At 63.8% G+C, this 15798-nt stretch carries 13 protein-coding genes and 1 pseudogene; 4 read left to right on the top strand and 10 right to left on the bottom strand.

Translation table 11 applies throughout. From position 1 onward, the window contains the following. The 4 genes from FHD68_RS01300 to FHD68_RS01285 all read right to left on the bottom strand — a co-directional run. Nucleotides 1-1377 (bottom strand): sulfotransferase family protein (locus FHD68_RS01300; RefSeq protein WP_139085057.1); only part of this gene is annotated, 1377 nt, incomplete at its 3' end. 139 nt (nt 1378-1516) lie between these two features. After that, a complete protein-coding gene (locus FHD68_RS01295) occupies nt 1517-2566 on the bottom strand; it encodes a hypothetical protein (RefSeq protein WP_127897554.1) in 1050 nt (349 codons plus the stop codon). An 82-nt stretch (nt 2567-2648) separates the two neighbouring features. Then, nucleotides 2649-5222, bottom strand: a complete 2574-nt coding sequence (locus FHD68_RS01290; RefSeq protein ID WP_240542477.1) for a rhamnan synthesis F family protein — start codon at nt 5220-5222, stop codon at nt 2649-2651. Further along, nucleotides 5223-5693 (bottom strand): hypothetical protein, encoded by a 471-nt coding sequence (locus tag FHD68_RS01285; protein ID WP_127897553.1) that lies wholly within the window; start codon nt 5691-5693, stop codon nt 5223-5225. A 106-nt stretch (nt 5694-5799) separates the two neighbouring features. Here FHD68_RS01285 and FHD68_RS19775 point away from each other — a divergent pair. From FHD68_RS19775 to FHD68_RS01270, 4 genes and pseudogenes are all read left to right on the top strand, one after another. Continuing rightward, nucleotides 5800-5982: pseudogene (locus tag FHD68_RS19775) on the top strand (hypothetical protein); the annotation flags it as partial. A gap of 64 nt (nt 5983-6046) precedes the next feature. Beyond that, nucleotides 6047-6850, top strand: a complete 804-nt coding sequence (locus tag FHD68_RS01280) for an NAD-dependent epimerase/dehydratase family protein (protein WP_280115157.1) — start codon at nt 6047-6049, stop codon at nt 6848-6850. 92 nt (nt 6851-6942) lie between these two features. Then, nucleotides 6943-8079 (top strand): UDP-galactopyranose mutase, encoded by a 1137-nt coding sequence (gene glf, locus FHD68_RS01275; protein WP_127897551.1) that lies wholly within the window; start codon nt 6943-6945, stop codon nt 8077-8079. Beyond that, a complete protein-coding gene (locus FHD68_RS01270; protein ID WP_127897550.1) occupies nt 8080-9723 on the top strand; it encodes a sulfotransferase in 1644 nt (547 codons plus the stop codon). A 44-nt stretch (nt 9724-9767) separates the two neighbouring features. Here the strand turns inward: FHD68_RS01270 and FHD68_RS01265 are convergent, their stop codons facing one another. From FHD68_RS01265 to rfbC, 6 genes are read right to left on the bottom strand one after another with little or no spacing between them, the layout of a single operon-like run. After that, nucleotides 9768-10667 (bottom strand): glycosyltransferase family 2 protein, encoded by a 900-nt coding sequence (locus FHD68_RS01265; RefSeq protein ID WP_052714748.1) that lies wholly within the window; start codon nt 10665-10667, stop codon nt 9768-9770. Further along, nucleotides 10664-12283 (bottom strand): glycosyltransferase, encoded by a 1620-nt coding sequence (locus tag FHD68_RS01260; RefSeq protein WP_127897549.1) that lies wholly within the window; start codon nt 12281-12283, stop codon nt 10664-10666. The genes FHD68_RS01265 and FHD68_RS01260 overlap by 4 nt, the downstream gene beginning before the upstream one ends. A 33-nt stretch (nt 12284-12316) precedes the next feature. Continuing rightward, nucleotides 12317-13189 carry a glucose-1-phosphate thymidylyltransferase RfbA gene (gene rfbA / locus FHD68_RS01255; RefSeq protein ID WP_127897548.1) on the bottom strand — a complete coding sequence of 291 codons (873 nt, stop codon included), beginning with the start codon at nt 13187-13189 and terminating at the stop codon, nt 12317-12319. Then, nucleotides 13186-14046, bottom strand: coding sequence for a dTDP-4-dehydrorhamnose reductase (rfbD, locus tag FHD68_RS01250; RefSeq protein ID WP_127897547.1), 861 nt, complete (start codon nt 14044-14046; stop codon nt 13186-13188). The genes rfbA and rfbD overlap by 4 nt, the downstream gene beginning before the upstream one ends. Continuing rightward, nucleotides 14046-15083 carry a dTDP-glucose 4,6-dehydratase gene (gene rfbB, locus FHD68_RS01245; RefSeq protein ID WP_139085054.1) on the bottom strand — a complete coding sequence of 346 codons (1038 nt, stop codon included), beginning with the start codon at nt 15081-15083 and terminating at the stop codon, nt 14046-14048. Before rfbB ends, rfbD begins: the two co-directional genes overlap by 1 nt. Beyond that, complete coding sequence (gene rfbC, locus FHD68_RS01240; protein ID WP_139085052.1) at nt 15080-15640, bottom strand: dTDP-4-dehydrorhamnose 3,5-epimerase; 561 nt, start codon at nt 15638-15640, stop codon at nt 15080-15082. The genes rfbB and rfbC overlap by 4 nt, the downstream gene beginning before the upstream one ends. Nucleotides 15641-15798: the final 158 nt, after the last annotated feature.

Genomic DNA, 15798 nt, shown 5'->3' with positions numbered 1-15798 from the left:
GCGCCACGAGGTGCTGGCCAGCAGCTCCGCCTCGCGGGTCGCACCCCAGCGCTGCGCGGCATCGCGTTCGGCACGGGCCGTGGCCAGGTCCTCGCGCAGCCGCGCGCCTTCGGCGGCCATCGCCTCGGCTTCGGCGTTCAGGCGGTCGCGCTCCCTGCGGCGTTCGGCCGTGACACGCTCCACGCGTTCGGCAAGGTCGTCCAGCCGGTCCGCCATGGCGTTCGGGTCGTCCAGTGCGATGGCCAGCCGCAGGCGCTCCTGCATCTCGCGTTCGCGCTGTTCGGTCAGCTGTCGCAACTGGACCGACGCGACGTGCTGGCGCCGCTCCATGACCTCAAGACGCTCTGCCTGTTCGGCGATCTGGGCGTCACGGCGGTCGGCCTCCTGCCCGGCACGGCTCAGCTCCCGGCGCGCCTGGGTCAGGTCCGCCGTCAGGCTTTCGACCCGGCCCGACAGATGTGCCACCTGACGGGCACGATGCACGGTCCGCAGGGCCAATCCGTCGAACAGCGGCCCGCTGGCATCCAGCGCCGACCGCAGGCGATCAAGGCGATCGTGATCCTGCGACGATTCTCCCTCATCGACCCATGCGCCCAGGACCTGCTGCAGCTCTGCCGCCACCGGCGGCAGGGGCTGGCCGTCGGGACCGGTCGCCGAGGCGCCGCGGAAATGCTGCAGGTCACGGCTGAGGAAATCGTCCACCGCGGCGCCGGCCTGATCCGGACCCCGCGGCCAGTCCAGGTCCAGCGCGTCGGCGATATGGCGGGCCACGGCGCGCCAGTCGTCCATCAGCGCCTCGAAGCTGGTGAAGCAGCGCGGCAGTGCGCGGCTGTCGGCCTCGGCGTCCAGGACGTGGCGCGACCACAGCACCAGCCCGAACTCGGGCTCGTACTCCGCCCACCGGGCCAGCGACGCGGCGACGTCCCACGCGGCACGGTGCGTGTGCACGATCCGGACCTGCGCACCGAAGCGGTCCAACGCGGCAGTCCAGAACGGCAGCAGGCGGCAGATCCGCGGGTCTTTCATGACGAACAGCGCCGCATCGCCGTAATCCGCCCGCAGCACCTCGACGGCCTCGTCCAGCAGGATGGCCGCCTCGGGGGTGTCGAACCATGCGGCGGGAAAGCGGCGCGGGTCCCACCAGGTGAAGCCAGCCTGCGCCAGCAGACGGTCGTTCAGCCCAGTGATGCGGTTCGATTCGAAGAACCCCTTGGCGTTCATGTCCGAGGGCGCCATCAGGTCCTGCGGCAGCGCCGCACCCAGATGCCCCAGCACACCCGCCAACGCCGAGGTTCCCGACCTGTGCATGCCCAGCACGATCAGGGCGGTTCTGACCGGCGGCACGGTCAGGTCGGTCTGCGGGCTGGTCGAGGTCATCTGATGCGTCTCCGGTCGGGGTCAGAGGCAGCGCGCCCCTCCTCCCAAAGGGGGTCGGTCTGCCTGGCGGGCAGGGACCGACTGTCTGCGTGACGGTCTCCTGCCCATCGCAAATGCCTGCAAAGCGTTCAAGAGAAAGTTACTTCCCCTTGGCCTTGTGTGAAGCCTCAAGCGTCGCAACCCGAGCGCGTAGCGCTATCAGTTCATCATTCAGGCCGAAGACAAGACGCAAAAGATATTGGTCCATTGCCCAAGGCGTGGGATGCTCAACTGGCCGGGGAGGCGTAGTGAAGTCCAGTTCTGGCTGCCCGTTTCGTGCGAGATGCTCGTTCAAGGTTGCGATATCATCTCTGCGATCATCCAAAAGCGTCTTCAATGCATCCTGACTGGGAAACAACTTGTCGATGGTCGACAAAGGTTGTTCAGTCCCAGCATCACGCCGAAGAAGATTAGCCACCTTGTCGTACTCTGAGGGGCGCATTGAAATGGGATGCTTGCTGTTGAAAACAGCCTGCGCCGCAATCTCTACTGCAGACGGAGATACGTTCTCATTAATAGGCCGTACCCCTGCGATTTGATTATTAACCAGAAAATGTTCGACAACATCGCCTATGGCGTCGAAGTTGAACACCTTCACCTTGTCGGAAAAAGCATCGTGCCACGGCTTTATGTCGTCAGCAAACCGTATCGATCGTCCTCCGAAAACCGGCATCCAGCTCTCGAAATCACGAACCCTGCCGTCGTATGACTTATGCTTTAGGCCCCACTGCGAATAGGCGCTGATCGCCCACTTGTCGTGACGGCGGACGTAGCATTGTATTTCGATCTCGTGCCCACTCTCGGCGATCTTCTGCAACGCCGGGAGCACCATCCCCGAGCGGGGTGCCAGCCATTCGTTGCTCCAAATCGCCTTGGTGACGCCGTCACGATCGCATTGTGACAGCGCCTCCGACAAAGCGGCGAACATCTCGCCGTTAGCGGTGAGAGGATCGCGGGCATTGGCGAAGAAGATGTCAGAGCCAGACCGCTTCTGCCAATCATGACGGTTCAACCCTCCACCATGCTCCAGCATAAGTCCAAGATAGGCTATTCCCTGATCAGCAAGAATATCGCGCCCTGAAAGAAGGGTCTCTTGGATGGAACTGGACCCAGTTTTGCCGTGACCAATATGAACGATCAGCTTGACCATGACGTCTCCTGCTTAAGTGTGGTCCAAGGCTTGTCCGCAGATCCCACACACATATTCGTTTGAACGAAGGCGCGGCGCCGGGTCAGACCCGATCCTCATCATCCTTATGCAGGAACACCGAATCCAGCCCCATCCGCGCGGCGATGGCGGGCCACAGGCGCTCGATCAGGTGGTACTCGGTGCCGTCGGTCGGGATCGGTTCATTGGGCCAGGGGTGGTCCTCTCCGAACAGGTCCAGCATCTGCCGGGCGACATCGGCTTTGGTCCAGAACATGTTGCCCACCGGGAACAGCAGCGGGTTCTGCGGCATCGGTCCCGGAAAGCGGTCCGCGATGCCCGCCAGCAGACGCCGCGAATCGTCCCAGGGCACGAAATGCGGCTCGAACGGCGCGACCAGGCCCACGTCGGGGTCGGCGATCCGGCGGACGGCCCAGGACAGCATGTTCTGGTCGCCCAGCAGGATGCGATGCAGGAAACGCCGCCAGACATCGCCGTGCGAGGTCGTCTGGACCGACTTCTTCTGATGCAGGTGGCACCAGATGCGATCGTCGCCCGCCAGGCCGTCGCGCCCGAACAGCCGCAGGAAGGGCAGGATGTCCCGGCCCTGGTTGGGCACCAGCTGCGTCTGGATGGTCAGGCCGCGGTCGGCGCCCATCTGGCGGATCCGGTCGGCCTTGGCCTCGGTATCGGTGGTCACGACGATGCGCGAGGCCCGTGCGAAGGCCGCCTGATCGCGCAGGTCGTCGTCCAGATCGTCGATGTAAAACGCATGGACGTGGATGGCAAAGTCCGTCACCCCGGCGTCGTCCGGCGCGATGGCCCGATACTCCTCCAGGCGCAGGCGGCGGTGCACCCAGTTGTCGGATGCGGCGACGGTCGTGCGCGCGTCGTCCACGTCGCGCCACAGCAACCGGCGGCCATAGCGGAACAGCTTCTCGCGTTCCTGCCGGCGCAGGGGGCGGTCGGCCTCGGACTTGGTGAACAGCAGCGGGATGTCGATCCGGCTTTCGCCGAGGACGAAGTTGCGCTGCTGCACCAGGCGGTCGTGCAGGGCGCTGCGCATGCGGTGGAACAGTCGCGGCCCATCGTCATCGGCGGCGGGCAGGTCCTGGTCCGGCGTTCCCGTCTTGCGGGGCAGCGCCAGCAGGGCCCGGACCGCGGCGGCCGGGTCGGCATAGGGGGTGCGCGTGATCCGGTCGGATCCGCGATACCGGTCGTCGGCAAAGCCCGTGGCTCCGTCGAAGCAGACCATCGTCTGGCCGCGCCGCAACGCGTCGAAGACCACGTTCGGCAGCGGGTCCAACCGCGAGGACAGGAACATCGAATCCGCGGCGTCCATCACGTCTAGATACAGCGGCCCCGCCGGCAGCATGAACAGGTTGCCGTCCGGCCGGTTCGCGCCGACCTGGCGGAGGTGATAGTCGAACCAGACGCCGAACCCCATGTCCTGGTGGTTCCGGCCGTCGCCGATCCAGACGAACACGGTGTCGGGGTCCGCATCGGCGCAGATCTGCGCCGCCTGCACGAAGATGTCGGTGCCCTTGCGCCACTGGACGTGGCCCGCGCCGCAGACGATGCGCGCATCTGCCAGATCACGGCCCAGGGCCGCGGAAATCCTGCGCCGCGCCTCGACCCGGCGCCGTTCGGTGACCTGCCCGTCGATCAGCGGGTGCTGGGGAATGATGGTGCTGTCAGTCGCGGTGTCGAAGTCGACATCCGCAAGGCGCCCCTGCCAGCTGTCGCGGACATGTTCGGAGGAGAAGATCAGCAGATCCGCAAAGGCCGCCATGTACAGGGACTTCCATGACGGGAACGTATAGTCCGAATATTCATGGATATAGGCTGCGAACGGCACCTGCTGTGCGACCAGCGGATGGATGAACGGCGCGCATTCGACGGAATTAAGTATCGCATGGTCGATCCGGCGGAACACGTCGGCGTTCAGGTAGGGCATCTCGCGCAGCGGGTTCTGGGTCACCAGCGCGCCGCAGCAGTGGGGCAGGAACTGGTCCAGCAGGTCCCCGCCGCGCAGGGCGGCCACCGCGACGTTGTGGGTCCGGCTTGCCTCGCGGACAAGATCGCGTCCGACGACGGGCGCGCCGGTGCGCGACATCTCGTGGACGCAGATCAGGACGGTGGGCAGTTCGGGCCGGAACACCTGCTGGCCCCGGTGCAGCCCCTTGCGCAGATCCGCAAGGGTGCGGCGCCCACCCTCGACCGATCCGAAGCGCAGATAATGCATCAACGGGTTCATCCCCGCCGCCTCGATGTCGGGATACCATTCCAGATAGGCCGACATCGAAAAGTCCGAGATGGCCGCATCGACCGGAGCGCCCAGCAGGATCGCCTCGAACGCCAAGTGCAGCGCCTCGGGATGCCCGGCGTCGATCGCCGCGCGAATGCCCGGGTCCGTGACCAGCCTGTCCAGGGCACCGTCGATATGGGGCGCCTGTCGGCGCAGGAGACTGTAATATGTACCGTTGCGGCCTTCGGCCTTTCCGCAGTCGACGAAATGGCGCAGCAGCGCGGCATCGTCACCGTCGATCTCGGGATAGGTGCGGGCGTAGAATGCCGGGTCGAAGCGAAAATCAGGGCGTCGGTCCGCGATCCCGGCGCGACTGGCAATGGCCATCCAGATGTCGTTCAGTTGTGGCATTCAGGCTCCTGCAAAGGCGGCGGCAAGAAAGGCAAAGCGCCGGTCGTCCGACATCGACCGGCCACAGAGATCGCGTGACAGCGACATCAGCAGCGGACTGCTGGCGATGATCGGCGCAAGGCGGAATGCGGTCACGGTTCCGTCCGCCTGCGCCGACCAGGCGACGGGGGCATCGCCGGAAAAGGCAGTCTGTTCGTCCTGCGGTTGACGATAGCGCAGGGCGCACAGATGTTCGGCAAGAAGCCGCTGACAGAGGCAGGCGCAGTCGGCCAACACCTGAAAGGCAGATGGCCGGGGGGTCAGGTGGGTAAAGCGCAGAACGGTCCCGCCGACCCGACCCGGCCCGGGGTGCAAGGCGGTGGCATCGAATGCCCCCACCGGCCCGGCAAGCACAAGGAAGTCGTTTTCTTTCAAAAGCTCGGCAGACAATGCCTGTGCCTGCTGGCTTGCCTTCGCGTGTAGGATCAACACTGTGCCTGCTCCCTCGGGGTGACCTGTTCCGCCGACGCGGTGCTGTCCAAAGACCCGGATTGCGGTGACCGTACAGGGCTTATGGCCAGCCCTGCAGTTGTTTGCAATGCAGCATGTTTCCGGTATGGGTGATCGTGCCAAGGCCACGTTGCGCCGCGCATGTCAGTCACGATCAGCCCGCGTTTCGACGGAATACCGCGACAATTACGGATTATCATTCATGAACCGAACCCTAGTGATCGGCGGCTGCGGCTTCATCGGATCTCATATCGTCGACGCGCTTGTCGCCCGCGGACACAACGTCCGCGTGCTGGACATGAAACCCGAAGCCTTCCGCCCCCCCCCTGCCCGGGGTGGAATACGTCAAGGGCAGCTTCTCATCCGAGGATGTCCTGAAGGTTGCCCTGCGCGATGTCGATTCAGTGATCCACAGCGCCAGCACGACGGTGCCCGCGACTTCCAACCTGAACCCGTGCGCCGACATCGAGGGCAACCTGATTGCGACCGTCCGGCTGCTGCACGCGATGCGGGCCCGCAACATTCACAAGCTGGTGTTCCTGTCGTCGGGCGGCACCGTCTATGGCGTGCCCCAGTGCGAGGAGGTGCCCGAAAGCCACCCCCTGCAGCCGATCAGTTCCTACGGGATCGTCAAGGTCGCCATCGAGAACTATCTGCACATGGAGCGCAAGCTGCATGGGCTGGATTTCGTCGCCTTGCGGGCCTCGAATCCCTATGGCCCGCGCCAGGGTCATGCCGGCCTGCAGGGCATCATCGGCACCTATCTGTGGAAGATAGCCCGCGGCGAACAGATCGAGGTATGGGGCGACGGCAGCGTCATCCGCGACTTCATCGACGTCCGCGACCTTGCGGCGCTGTCGGCGATCGCCCTGGAATCGCCGATCAACGGTTGCTTCAATGCCGGTTCGGGCGAAGGCGCGTCGGTCAAGCGCATCGTCGAGCTGACGGCACAGATCACCGGGCGGGATCTGTCGCCGCTCTATCGACCCGGCCGCGGCTTCGACGTGCCCAGGATCATCCTGGACATCGCGCGCATTCGAAAGGCGGTCGGATGGAACCCCACCATCCCGCTGGAGCAGGGCATGCGCGACAGCTGGGACTGGATCTGTCAGCAGCAGCAGGTTTCAGCCGTCGCCTAGGCGGCGGCCTGTTGGCCTGCCCTTCCCGGCACGCTATAGCATCGGCCAAAGCATGACGGACTGTCGACCATGCACAAAGGCGGGGCGGGGCAATGAGAATTCTTCTGGTGGGTGCGGGACTGTCCGGTGCCGTGATCGGGCGGGAGCTGGCCGAGGCCGGGCATGACTGCCGCATCATCGACGCGCGCCCCCATATCGCCGGCAATTGCCATACCGAACGCGATGCTGACACCGGCGTCATGATGCATGTCTATGGCCCGCACATCTTCCATACCGACGACGAGGGCGTGTGGGATTACGTCAACCGCTTCGCGCGCTTCATGCCGTTCCAGAACCGGGTCAAGACGACCGCGCAGGGCCGGGTCTATTCGCTGCCGGTGAACCTGCTGACGATCAACCAGTTCTTCGGCACCACCCTGCGCCCCGAGGAGGCGCGCGCCTTCATCGAATCCAAGGCCGACACGACCATCACCGATCCGCAGAGCTTCGAGGAGCAGGCCCTGCGGTTCGTGGGCCCGGAACTCTACGAGGCCTTCTTCAAGGGCTACACCGAAAAGCAGTGGGGCTGTTCGCCGACCGAACTGCCGGCGTCGATCCTCAAGCGGCTGCCGGTGCGGTTCAACTATGACGACAACTATTTCTTCCACCGTTTCCAGGGGATGCCGCAGGACGGCTACACCGCAATGGTCGCGGCCATCCTGGACCATCCGCGGATCACGGTCGAACTGGGCACCGAATACAGCGCCGAGATGGCGGCAGAGGCCGATCACGTCTTCTGGTCGGGGCCGCTGGACGGATACTTCGACTATCGCCTTGGCCGCCTTGGCTATCGGACGCTGGATTTCGAACGCTTCAGCCATGACGGCGACTATCAGGGCTGTGCGGTGATGAACTACGGCGACCGCGACGTGCCCTATACCCGCATCACCGAGCACAAGCACTTCAGTCCATGGGAGAGCCACCAGGGGTCCGTCTGTTATCGCGAATACTCCCGCGCGGCAGAGCCGGGCGACACGCCCTATTACCCGATCCGCCTGGTCGAGGAGAAATCCCTGCTGGAGCAGTATGTCGACCTGGCCCACGACACCCCCGGCGTGACCTTCGTGGGCCGCCTCGGCACGTATCGCTATCTGGACATGGACGTGACGATCAGAGAGGCGCTTGACACGGCAAAGAAGTTCACAAACCACGCCGCTGATATGCCGGCTTTTGCTGCAGAGCCCCTATAAATGTTTAGGCATCTTTTTCAACGCAAGGCAAAGAGCACGCCCAGACCACAAGAAGCCTTCGTTCGGGAGCTTGGCGATCATAGGCTTCAGTTTGAACCAGGAAATGAAACTCTAATCGTAAGTTTCGACAACGCCGCACGTCCAGCGCAAGAGCCGTATATTGGTCGACCGACATGGGGAGACAAGTTTTATCGCAGCGAAGGCTTTTCCATCCTTGGTGTTATAGCTCGTCGCGCTATTTGGTATAGAGATCTGAAGATAATAGAAGCGTTAGAGTCGCTCCGAGATGGCGGGTTTTTCGCATCATTTGACAGGGTGATCATGAGCGGAGGATCAATGGGTGGTTTTGCTGCAGCAGCATTTGCACCTCTTGCGCCTAATTCTCTTGTTATTGCGTTCAGTCCGCAGAGCACATTAGATGCAAAAAAAGTTCCGTGGGAGTGGCGATATTCCGAAGGGAAGGCCCAGGATTGGAGCTTGCCTTACAGTGAAGCCGCTGAAGGAGTTGCTTATGCTAGGCACTGTTACGTAGTGTATGATGGACTTGATCGACCGGATAGGCGGCACGCACGTCGATTTGGTAACCCGGCGAAAACAACGCACCTCAACCTTCCTGGTGGTGGTCATGGGGTTTCTCCTCTCCTCTCTCAAATGGGGCTGCTAAAGCTAACAACCCAGAAAATGATCGAAATGTCGCTCGATAAAAGCGAATTTCAGATTCTTGCACGAAACCGTAAAGCTGCCGTTCAATATCATCGTGTAATGGCAAATCACGCGATAAAAAGAAAAAAATTTGCATGTGCCCAACAGATATGTGACGCCGCCCTTCCAAAATTTCCTCTATCAGATCTCGCAAACATAAAAGCAAAAGCGATGGCGGCCAGATCAGACGCTGGCGGCAATGCGGCAACCGCTGCGATTTCTCAATCAAACACTGGGAATACAGGGATGACGATATCCAATACTCATAGGCTCAATGCGCGGTTTCCTGCGTTAAAACGCAATATCTTTATTGTCACCTATGGCCGAACCGGATCAACCCTTCTTCAAAGTCTTGTACAAACGCTGCCGGACTGCACAATCCGGGGTGAGAACCATAACGTTATTGAAACAATTTGGAATGCTGCCATGAGGGCGCGAATGACGCGAGGCACTTGGGGGAACGAAGAACGAAAGTCGAATCATCCGTGGTTTGGCGCAGAAAATATTCGTCCTGCGCTATTTGCTGCTGGCATGATCGATTCTATGATCGACAACGTAATCACCCCACCACGGAACGCAAAATATTTTGGATTCAAGGAAATCCGATACAACGCACTTGGCGATAGATTTCCCGACTTACTCGACTTTATGCGCTTTCATTTCAAAGATCCGATTTTCATATTCAATACGCGCAACATTGAAGATGTCGCAAAATCTGCTTGGTGGAAAGATTGGAAGTTACAAGATGTTGAGAAGCTTGTGCGCGACATGGATCAGAGGTTTTCGGAGTATCACGATCGACACAAAGAATGTTCTATCATGATGTCCTATGAAAGATTTTCACAGGATCCAAATGCAATCAAGCCGCTGTTCGACATGCTGCAAGAACCGTTCGATCAACAGAAGATTGCAGATGTGTTGACCACTCGGTTGACCCATTAAAAATCAGTGCTGACGCGCATGCCGCGTCAGCATCACCTTGTCCGTCAAACGCGCTCAATGGCCGGGCGAAACCCCAAGCCTTTGATGATCGCGCCATAGATCTGGCGGCGCAGGGATGAGGGCACGTCGCCGCGGCGCATCTGCCCCCGGACCCCATAGGCATAGGCCAGCACGCCCATCAGGCCCATCTCGCGCCGGCGCCATGAGGTTTCGTTGCGGGCTCCGTACTTGAACTTCCACAGGCTCTTGTCGTCGACCAGGCCGAAGTTGACGCCCCGGTTGTCGGGCGTGTCATGGACCACGACGCTTTCGGGCACGAAGATGCCCGGATAGCTGCGCGCGATGCGGCGGGTGTATTCGGCATCGTCGAACCAGATGAAGTAATCCGCGATCGGCAGTCCGTGTTCGCTGACGGCCCAGCGCGGGATCATCACAGACACGAAGGACGCGCTGTCCACCAGCGCCCAGGCACTGCCCGGCCGCACGAAGCGTGCCCAGTCCCACACCGTGCGAGGACAGTTCATCTCGCACAGCGATCCGTCGATCCACTCGACCCGCGAACAGGCAAAGCTGGGGCGCCAGCCGTTATCGGCCTGGAAACCCGTCAGGGCCCGATGCAGGGATTGCAGGGCGTCCGGTCGGGGATAGGCATCGTCGTCCGACACCCAGAAATACTGCGCGCCCATCTGGTAGGCGGCCTTGATCCCGGCATGAAACCCCCCCGCCCCGCCGACATTCGCCGGCAGCCGCAGGTGGCGGATGGTCGGGTCGGCGTCGGCCCGCGCCTGCACCAGCGCTGCGGTGTCGTCGGTCGAGGCATTGTCCACGACCAGCACGATGTCGGGGCGCATGGTCTGCGCCGCCAGCGCGTCCAGCACCGCCATCAGCTTGCCCGAGCGGTTGAAGGTGACGATGACCGCAGCCGTCTTGTTCAGGACGCTCATGCCGCGTCCCCTTGGGCCAGACGGCGATAGACGGGCATCAGCACCTCCTCGGCGGTCGGATCGGCGGTCAGACGCGTCCACGCAGCCTGCAGGGCGTCCTTGTGGCGCGCCAGGGTGCCTGCATCGCGCCACATCGCGTCGACTGCGGCCACGGTGCCCGCCACGGCCGCACGCGGCGCCAGCGGCACCAGCAGGCCGTCGGGCAGCACCTCGTCCTGGGATCCGACGCGGGTCGAGATGGGGATGCAGCCATGGGCCACGGCCTCGTAGCAGACCAGCGCCAGACCCTCGTTGTTCGAGGGAAGAAGCAGGATGTCGGACCGTTCCAGCAGGGCCGGAATGTCAGTATTGCCGGGCAGCAGGTCGACCTTGGACGACAGACCGTGCTTGCGCAGAAGACGCGTCAGCGTGCCGTCATAGGGACCTTCGCCGACGATGGTTGCGGTCAACGTGACGCCGTTCCGCCCGGCCCAGGCATTCAGCGCGCGCAGGGCCTCGACCACCACGACCGGACGCTTCTGATAGAACAGCCGCCCGATGAAGCAGGCATGCAGCGTTTTCTGTCCCGCCTGCAGGCGCAGCGGCGGCAGCGCATCGTTGTTCTCGCGGTCCAGCATGCGGCCCAGGACGACCTTGCCAGCAGGGGCATGGAATCGGTCGCGGAAATAGCGGACCAGTTCTCCGCTGATGACATGCTGCATGTCCAGATAGTTGGACCACACGCCCGAGATCCTCGGATAGCCGCCATTCGCGTGTTCGACGATATGCGTGCTGTCGATCGTCTGCACCCACGGCAGGTGCATGCGCAGCATGGTCAGGCTTTCGTACAGCGGCGTGCAATGGTGGATGTGCACGGCGCGGATGTTTTCCGCCATCGCCAGCCGCTGGACATAGCGCGGCCACAGGTGGTGCGGCAGATAGCGATCCAGCCGGATGAAGGTCAGGTCCGGATGGTCGGGCAGCTTGTCCGCCAGCCGCTGCACGGCCGGAACCGACGCCACGACGAACACACGCAGCCCGGCCGCCAGCGCCCAGCGCATGGTGTCGAAGCCCAGCTTCTCGGCGCCGCCCATCTCCAGCCAGTGCATGCCGATCAGGATGGCGGGACGTTTGTCGCTGTCGGGCGCCACGGGCACGGGCAACAGGGCCGAGCCGTCGCCCAGGGGCATGGCCGTCTGGTCCGTGCGTCGGTCGGCCTGCCGCTTGCGGGCCATCTCGGCACCATAGCGCACCTGTTCGTACCACAGCGGGCTGGCGCGGAACAGCGCGCCCAGGCCGCGCATGGGCCTCCAGGGCGCATCGATCTGCTTGATCTCTCCGGGCAGAGGCAGGCGCGGGATGGCCAGGCGGATGGTCACCTGCTGCGCGCCGTCATAGGCACCCGGCCGGGTAAGGGTGCCCAGATAATCCGCACCCAGGTCCTGGGGACGCGGATTGTGCGTACCCTCGACCACCTCGGGGGCGGCCCAGATCGGATTGTTGCCCTGCGACAGGACGAAGAACAGCTGCTGCGTGGGAAACAGCAGCTCATAGATCGCACGGGCCTCGGCGATGCCGGCGGTCAGATGGGCCACCAGCGCAGGATCTGCGGGCGTGTGCGAGGCAAGGTCGGACATGGGCGAGGTCAATCCGTCTGTCGGGAGGAAGGGTCAGTCGATCAGACGCAGCAGATAGGCCCCATAATCGTTCTTGGCAAACTTTGCCGCACGCGCGCGCAGCTGGTCAGGCGAGATCCAGCCGGCCTCGAAGGCGATCTCCTCGGGGCAGCCGGTCTGCAGACCCTGGCGGTTCTCCAACGTGCGCACGAAGTTGCCTGCATCCAGCAGGCTGGCATGGGTGCCGGTGTCCAGCCAGGCAAAGCCGCGGCCCATGCGTTCGACGGTCAGCGACCCGTCATGCAGATAGCTTTCCAGAAGGGTCGTGATCTCCAGCTCTCCGCGATCGGAGGGCTGGACGGCGCGGGCCCGTTCCGGCGCGGTGCCGTCCAGGAAATAGAGCCCCGTCACGGCATAATCCGACGGCGGCACGAGGGGCTTTTCGACGATGGCGCGGGCCCGCATCTGGTCGTCGAAATCGACGACGCCATAGCGTTCGGGGTCCGACACGCGATAGCCGAAGACCGTGCCGCCCCCGTCGCGCGCATCTGCGGATGCCAGCAGTTCCGGCAGACCGTGCCCGAAGAAGATGTTGTCGCCCAGCACCATCGCGGACGGTGCGCCCGCCAGGAAATCCTCGGCCAGGATATAGGCCTGCGCCAGGCCGTCGGGGCTGGGCTGCACGATATAGGTGAAGCTGATTCCCCACTGGCTGCCGTCGTCCAGCAGGCGGCGGAACTGGTCCTGATCCTCGGGGGTGGTGATGATCGCGATCTCGCGGATGCCGGCCAGCATCAGGACGCTGATCGGATAGAAGATCATCGGCTTGTCGTATAGCGGCAGCAGCTGCTTGGACACGCCCATGGTGATCGGATACAGCCGGGTGCCCGATCCGCCGGCCAGAATGATGCCCTTGCGCTGTGTCATGCCTTGTCCTTCAGTTGATCCAGAACGCGGGTCAGCCCGGCCCGCCAGTCGGGACGCGCGATCCCGAAATCCCGCGCGATGCGTCCGCAATCCAGCCGCGAGTTCAGCGGCCGCGCGGCGGGCGTCGGATAGTCGGATGACGGGATGTCCGCCACCTGCGCAGCCAAGCCCGCCTGCGCCATGATCTGGCGCGCGAAATCGGCCCAGGAGGCGTCGGGCGTGCCTGCGAAGTGATAGATCCCGCCCGTGGTGTCGGGCCTGTCGCGCATCACGCGGATCATCCGCAGGCAGGCGGCGGCGATGTCGGCGGCAGGCGTCGGCCCGCCGATCTGGTCGGCCACCACGGTCAGGCGGTCGCGTTCCGCGCCAAGGCGCAGCATCGTCTTGACGAAATTCGCGCCATGGGCGGAGAACACCCAGGAGGTCCGCATCACGGCCCAGGCTCCGCCCGCGGCGGACACGCCCTGCTCTCCGGCCAGCTTGGTCGCGCCATAGACGCCCAGGGGCGCGGTTGGTGCATCCTCGGCCCGCGGCTGGTCGCCCGATCCGTCAAAGACATAGTCGGTCGAGATGTGCAGGAACGGGATGCCCAGATCCGCGCAGGCTTGCCCCATCGCGGCAGGCGCGTCGGCATTGACCAGGCGGGCGGTGTCCGGGTCCGTCTCGGCCCGGTCCACGGCGGTGTAGGCGGCGGCGTTGATGACCGCACGCGGACGCGCCGCGCGGATCAGGGCGGCGCAGGCGGCGGGGTCGGTCAGATCGGCCCGGTCGCGGCCCAGGAATGTCGCCTCTGGCGCCAGCGCGGCCAGTTCCCGTGCGACCTGGCCGGTGCGGCCAAAGACCAGCAATCCCTGCATCACGCAGTTCCCAGGCGCTTGCCCACGCCGTCGCGGTCCAGCAGCGGCTGCCACCAGTCGCGATTGGCCAGATACCATTCGACGGTGCGGCGCAGCCCCTCCTCGACCGTCACGGACGGGCGCCAGCCCAGTTCGGTGCGGATGCGGGTCGGGTCGATTGCATAGCGGCGGTCATGGCCCGGACGGTCGGTCACGAAGGTGATCAGGTCCGCATGCGGCGCGCCCGTCGGGTGCAGCTTGTCCATATGGGCGCAGATGGTTCGGACCAGGTCGATGTTGGTGGCCTCGTTCTCTCCGCCGATATTGTAGCTGCGGTTCAACTGGCCCTTTTCCAGGACCAGCAGCAGCGCATCGGCGTGATCCTCGACATAGAGCCAGTCGCGGATGTTGCCACCGTCGCCATAGACCGGGATCGGCTGGCCCGACAGCGCCTTGAGGATCACCACAGGCACCAGTTTTTCGGGGAAATGATAGGGGCCGTAATTGTTCGAACAGTTCGTCAGCACGACGGGCAGGCCATAGGTTTCGGCCCACGCGCGGACCAGGTGGTCGGACCCCGCCTTGCTGGCCGAATAGGGGCTGCGCGGGTCATAGGGCGTAGTTTCGGTGAACTGCCCCGTCTCGCCCAAGGATCCAAAGACCTCGTCGGTCGAGATGTGGTGAAAGCGAAAGCTGTCGGGGCGCCCTTGGGCCGTCCAGTAGGCGCGGGCGGCCTCCAGCATGTTGAACGTGCCGATCACGTTCGTCTCCACGAAGGCCGCAGGGCCGTCGATGGACCGGTCCACATGGCTCTCCGCGGCCAGGTGCATGATCGCGTCGGGGCGGTGCTGCGCCAGGATGCGGTCCTGCGCCGCGCGGTCGCGGATGTCGGCCTGCTCGAACGCGTAGCGGTCGGACCGGGCGGCCTCGGCCACGTTCTCCAGGTTCGCGGCATAGGTCAGCGCGTCCAGGTTCACGACATGATGCCCACGTGCGATCGCCAGGCGAACGACGGCAGAGCCGATGAATCCGGCGCCGCCGGTGATCAGGATCTTCATGCCTGCTCCTCAAAGACGAAGGGCGATTTCAACTCTGCCAGCGGCTGCGCATCCCGATCCTTGTCGGACAGCAACGGATCGGCGACGTCCCAGTCAATGCCGACGCTGTCCCAAGCCACCGCCCCGTCCGACGCGCGGTCGTAATGGGCCGTGCATTTGTAGACGATCTCGGTATCGGGTTCGCGGGTGACGAAGCCGTGAAGGAAGCCTGCAGGAATCCACAGCTGGCGGCCGTTCTCGAAGCTCAGCTCGGTCCCGAACCATTGGCCATAGGTCGGGCTGCCCACGCGGACGTCCACCGCCACGTCGAACAGCCGGCCACGCCCGCAGCGCACCAGCTTGCCCTGCGCGAAGGGGGGCGACTGATAATGCAGACCCCGCAGCGTGCCGGTCTGCGCGGACATTGAATGGTTGTCCTGCACGAACTCGGGCAGCACGACCCCGGAATCGGCCAGCGTCCTGCGATTCCAGCTTTCCGAGAAGAAGCCGCGCGCATCGCCATGACGGGCCGGCGTCAGCAGCAGCACTCCGGGCAGCGGGGTTGTTTCGATCTGCATCTTTGCCTCGGGCGGTTGTCCTGCACGATGTCTAGGGGCATCGACGCGCCTTGTCAGCCCCGTCCGGCACGGAAAACCAGCATGGGTGGCGGTTGCTGCACAAATGCCCTTCGTGGTATCGCGCGGTCGAACCCGGCCGCAGCCTGCCGGCAGATGAC

Origin of the sequence: Paracoccus marcusii (assembly GCF_006151785.1) — a bacterium.
Lineage (GTDB): Bacteria > Pseudomonadota > Alphaproteobacteria > Rhodobacterales > Rhodobacteraceae > Paracoccus > Paracoccus marcusii.
Note: the sequence above shows the minus strand (reverse complement) of the source record. Positions and strands in the feature narration are given on the sequence as shown.

Coding starts and splice junctions, on each gene's coding strand:
- FHD68_RS01295 (WP_127897554.1), bottom strand. CDS start 2,566: ATGGTCAAGCTGATCGTTCATATTGGTCACGGCAAAACTGGGTCCAGT.
- FHD68_RS01290 (WP_240542477.1), bottom strand. CDS start 5,222: ATGCCACAACTGAACGACATCTGGATGGCCATTGCCAGTCGCGCCGGG.
- glf (WP_127897551.1), top strand. CDS start 6,943: ATGAGAATTCTTCTGGTGGGTGCGGGACTGTCCGGTGCCGTGATCGGG.
- FHD68_RS01270 (WP_127897550.1), top strand. CDS start 8,080: ATGTTTAGGCATCTTTTTCAACGCAAGGCAAAGAGCACGCCCAGACCA.
- FHD68_RS01265 (WP_052714748.1), bottom strand. CDS start 10,667: ATGAGCGTCCTGAACAAGACGGCTGCGGTCATCGTCACCTTCAACCGC.
- FHD68_RS01260 (WP_127897549.1), bottom strand. CDS start 12,283: ATGTCCGACCTTGCCTCGCACACGCCCGCAGATCCTGCGCTGGTGGCC.
- rfbA (WP_127897548.1), bottom strand. CDS start 13,189: ATGACACAGCGCAAGGGCATCATTCTGGCCGGCGGATCGGGCACCCGG.
- rfbD (WP_127897547.1), bottom strand. CDS start 14,046: ATGCAGGGATTGCTGGTCTTTGGCCGCACCGGCCAGGTCGCACGGGAA.
- rfbB (WP_139085054.1), bottom strand. CDS start 15,083: ATGAAGATCCTGATCACCGGCGGCGCCGGATTCATCGGCTCTGCCGTC.
- rfbC (WP_139085052.1), bottom strand. CDS start 15,640: ATGCAGATCGAAACAACCCCGCTGCCCGGAGTGCTGCTGCTGACGCCG.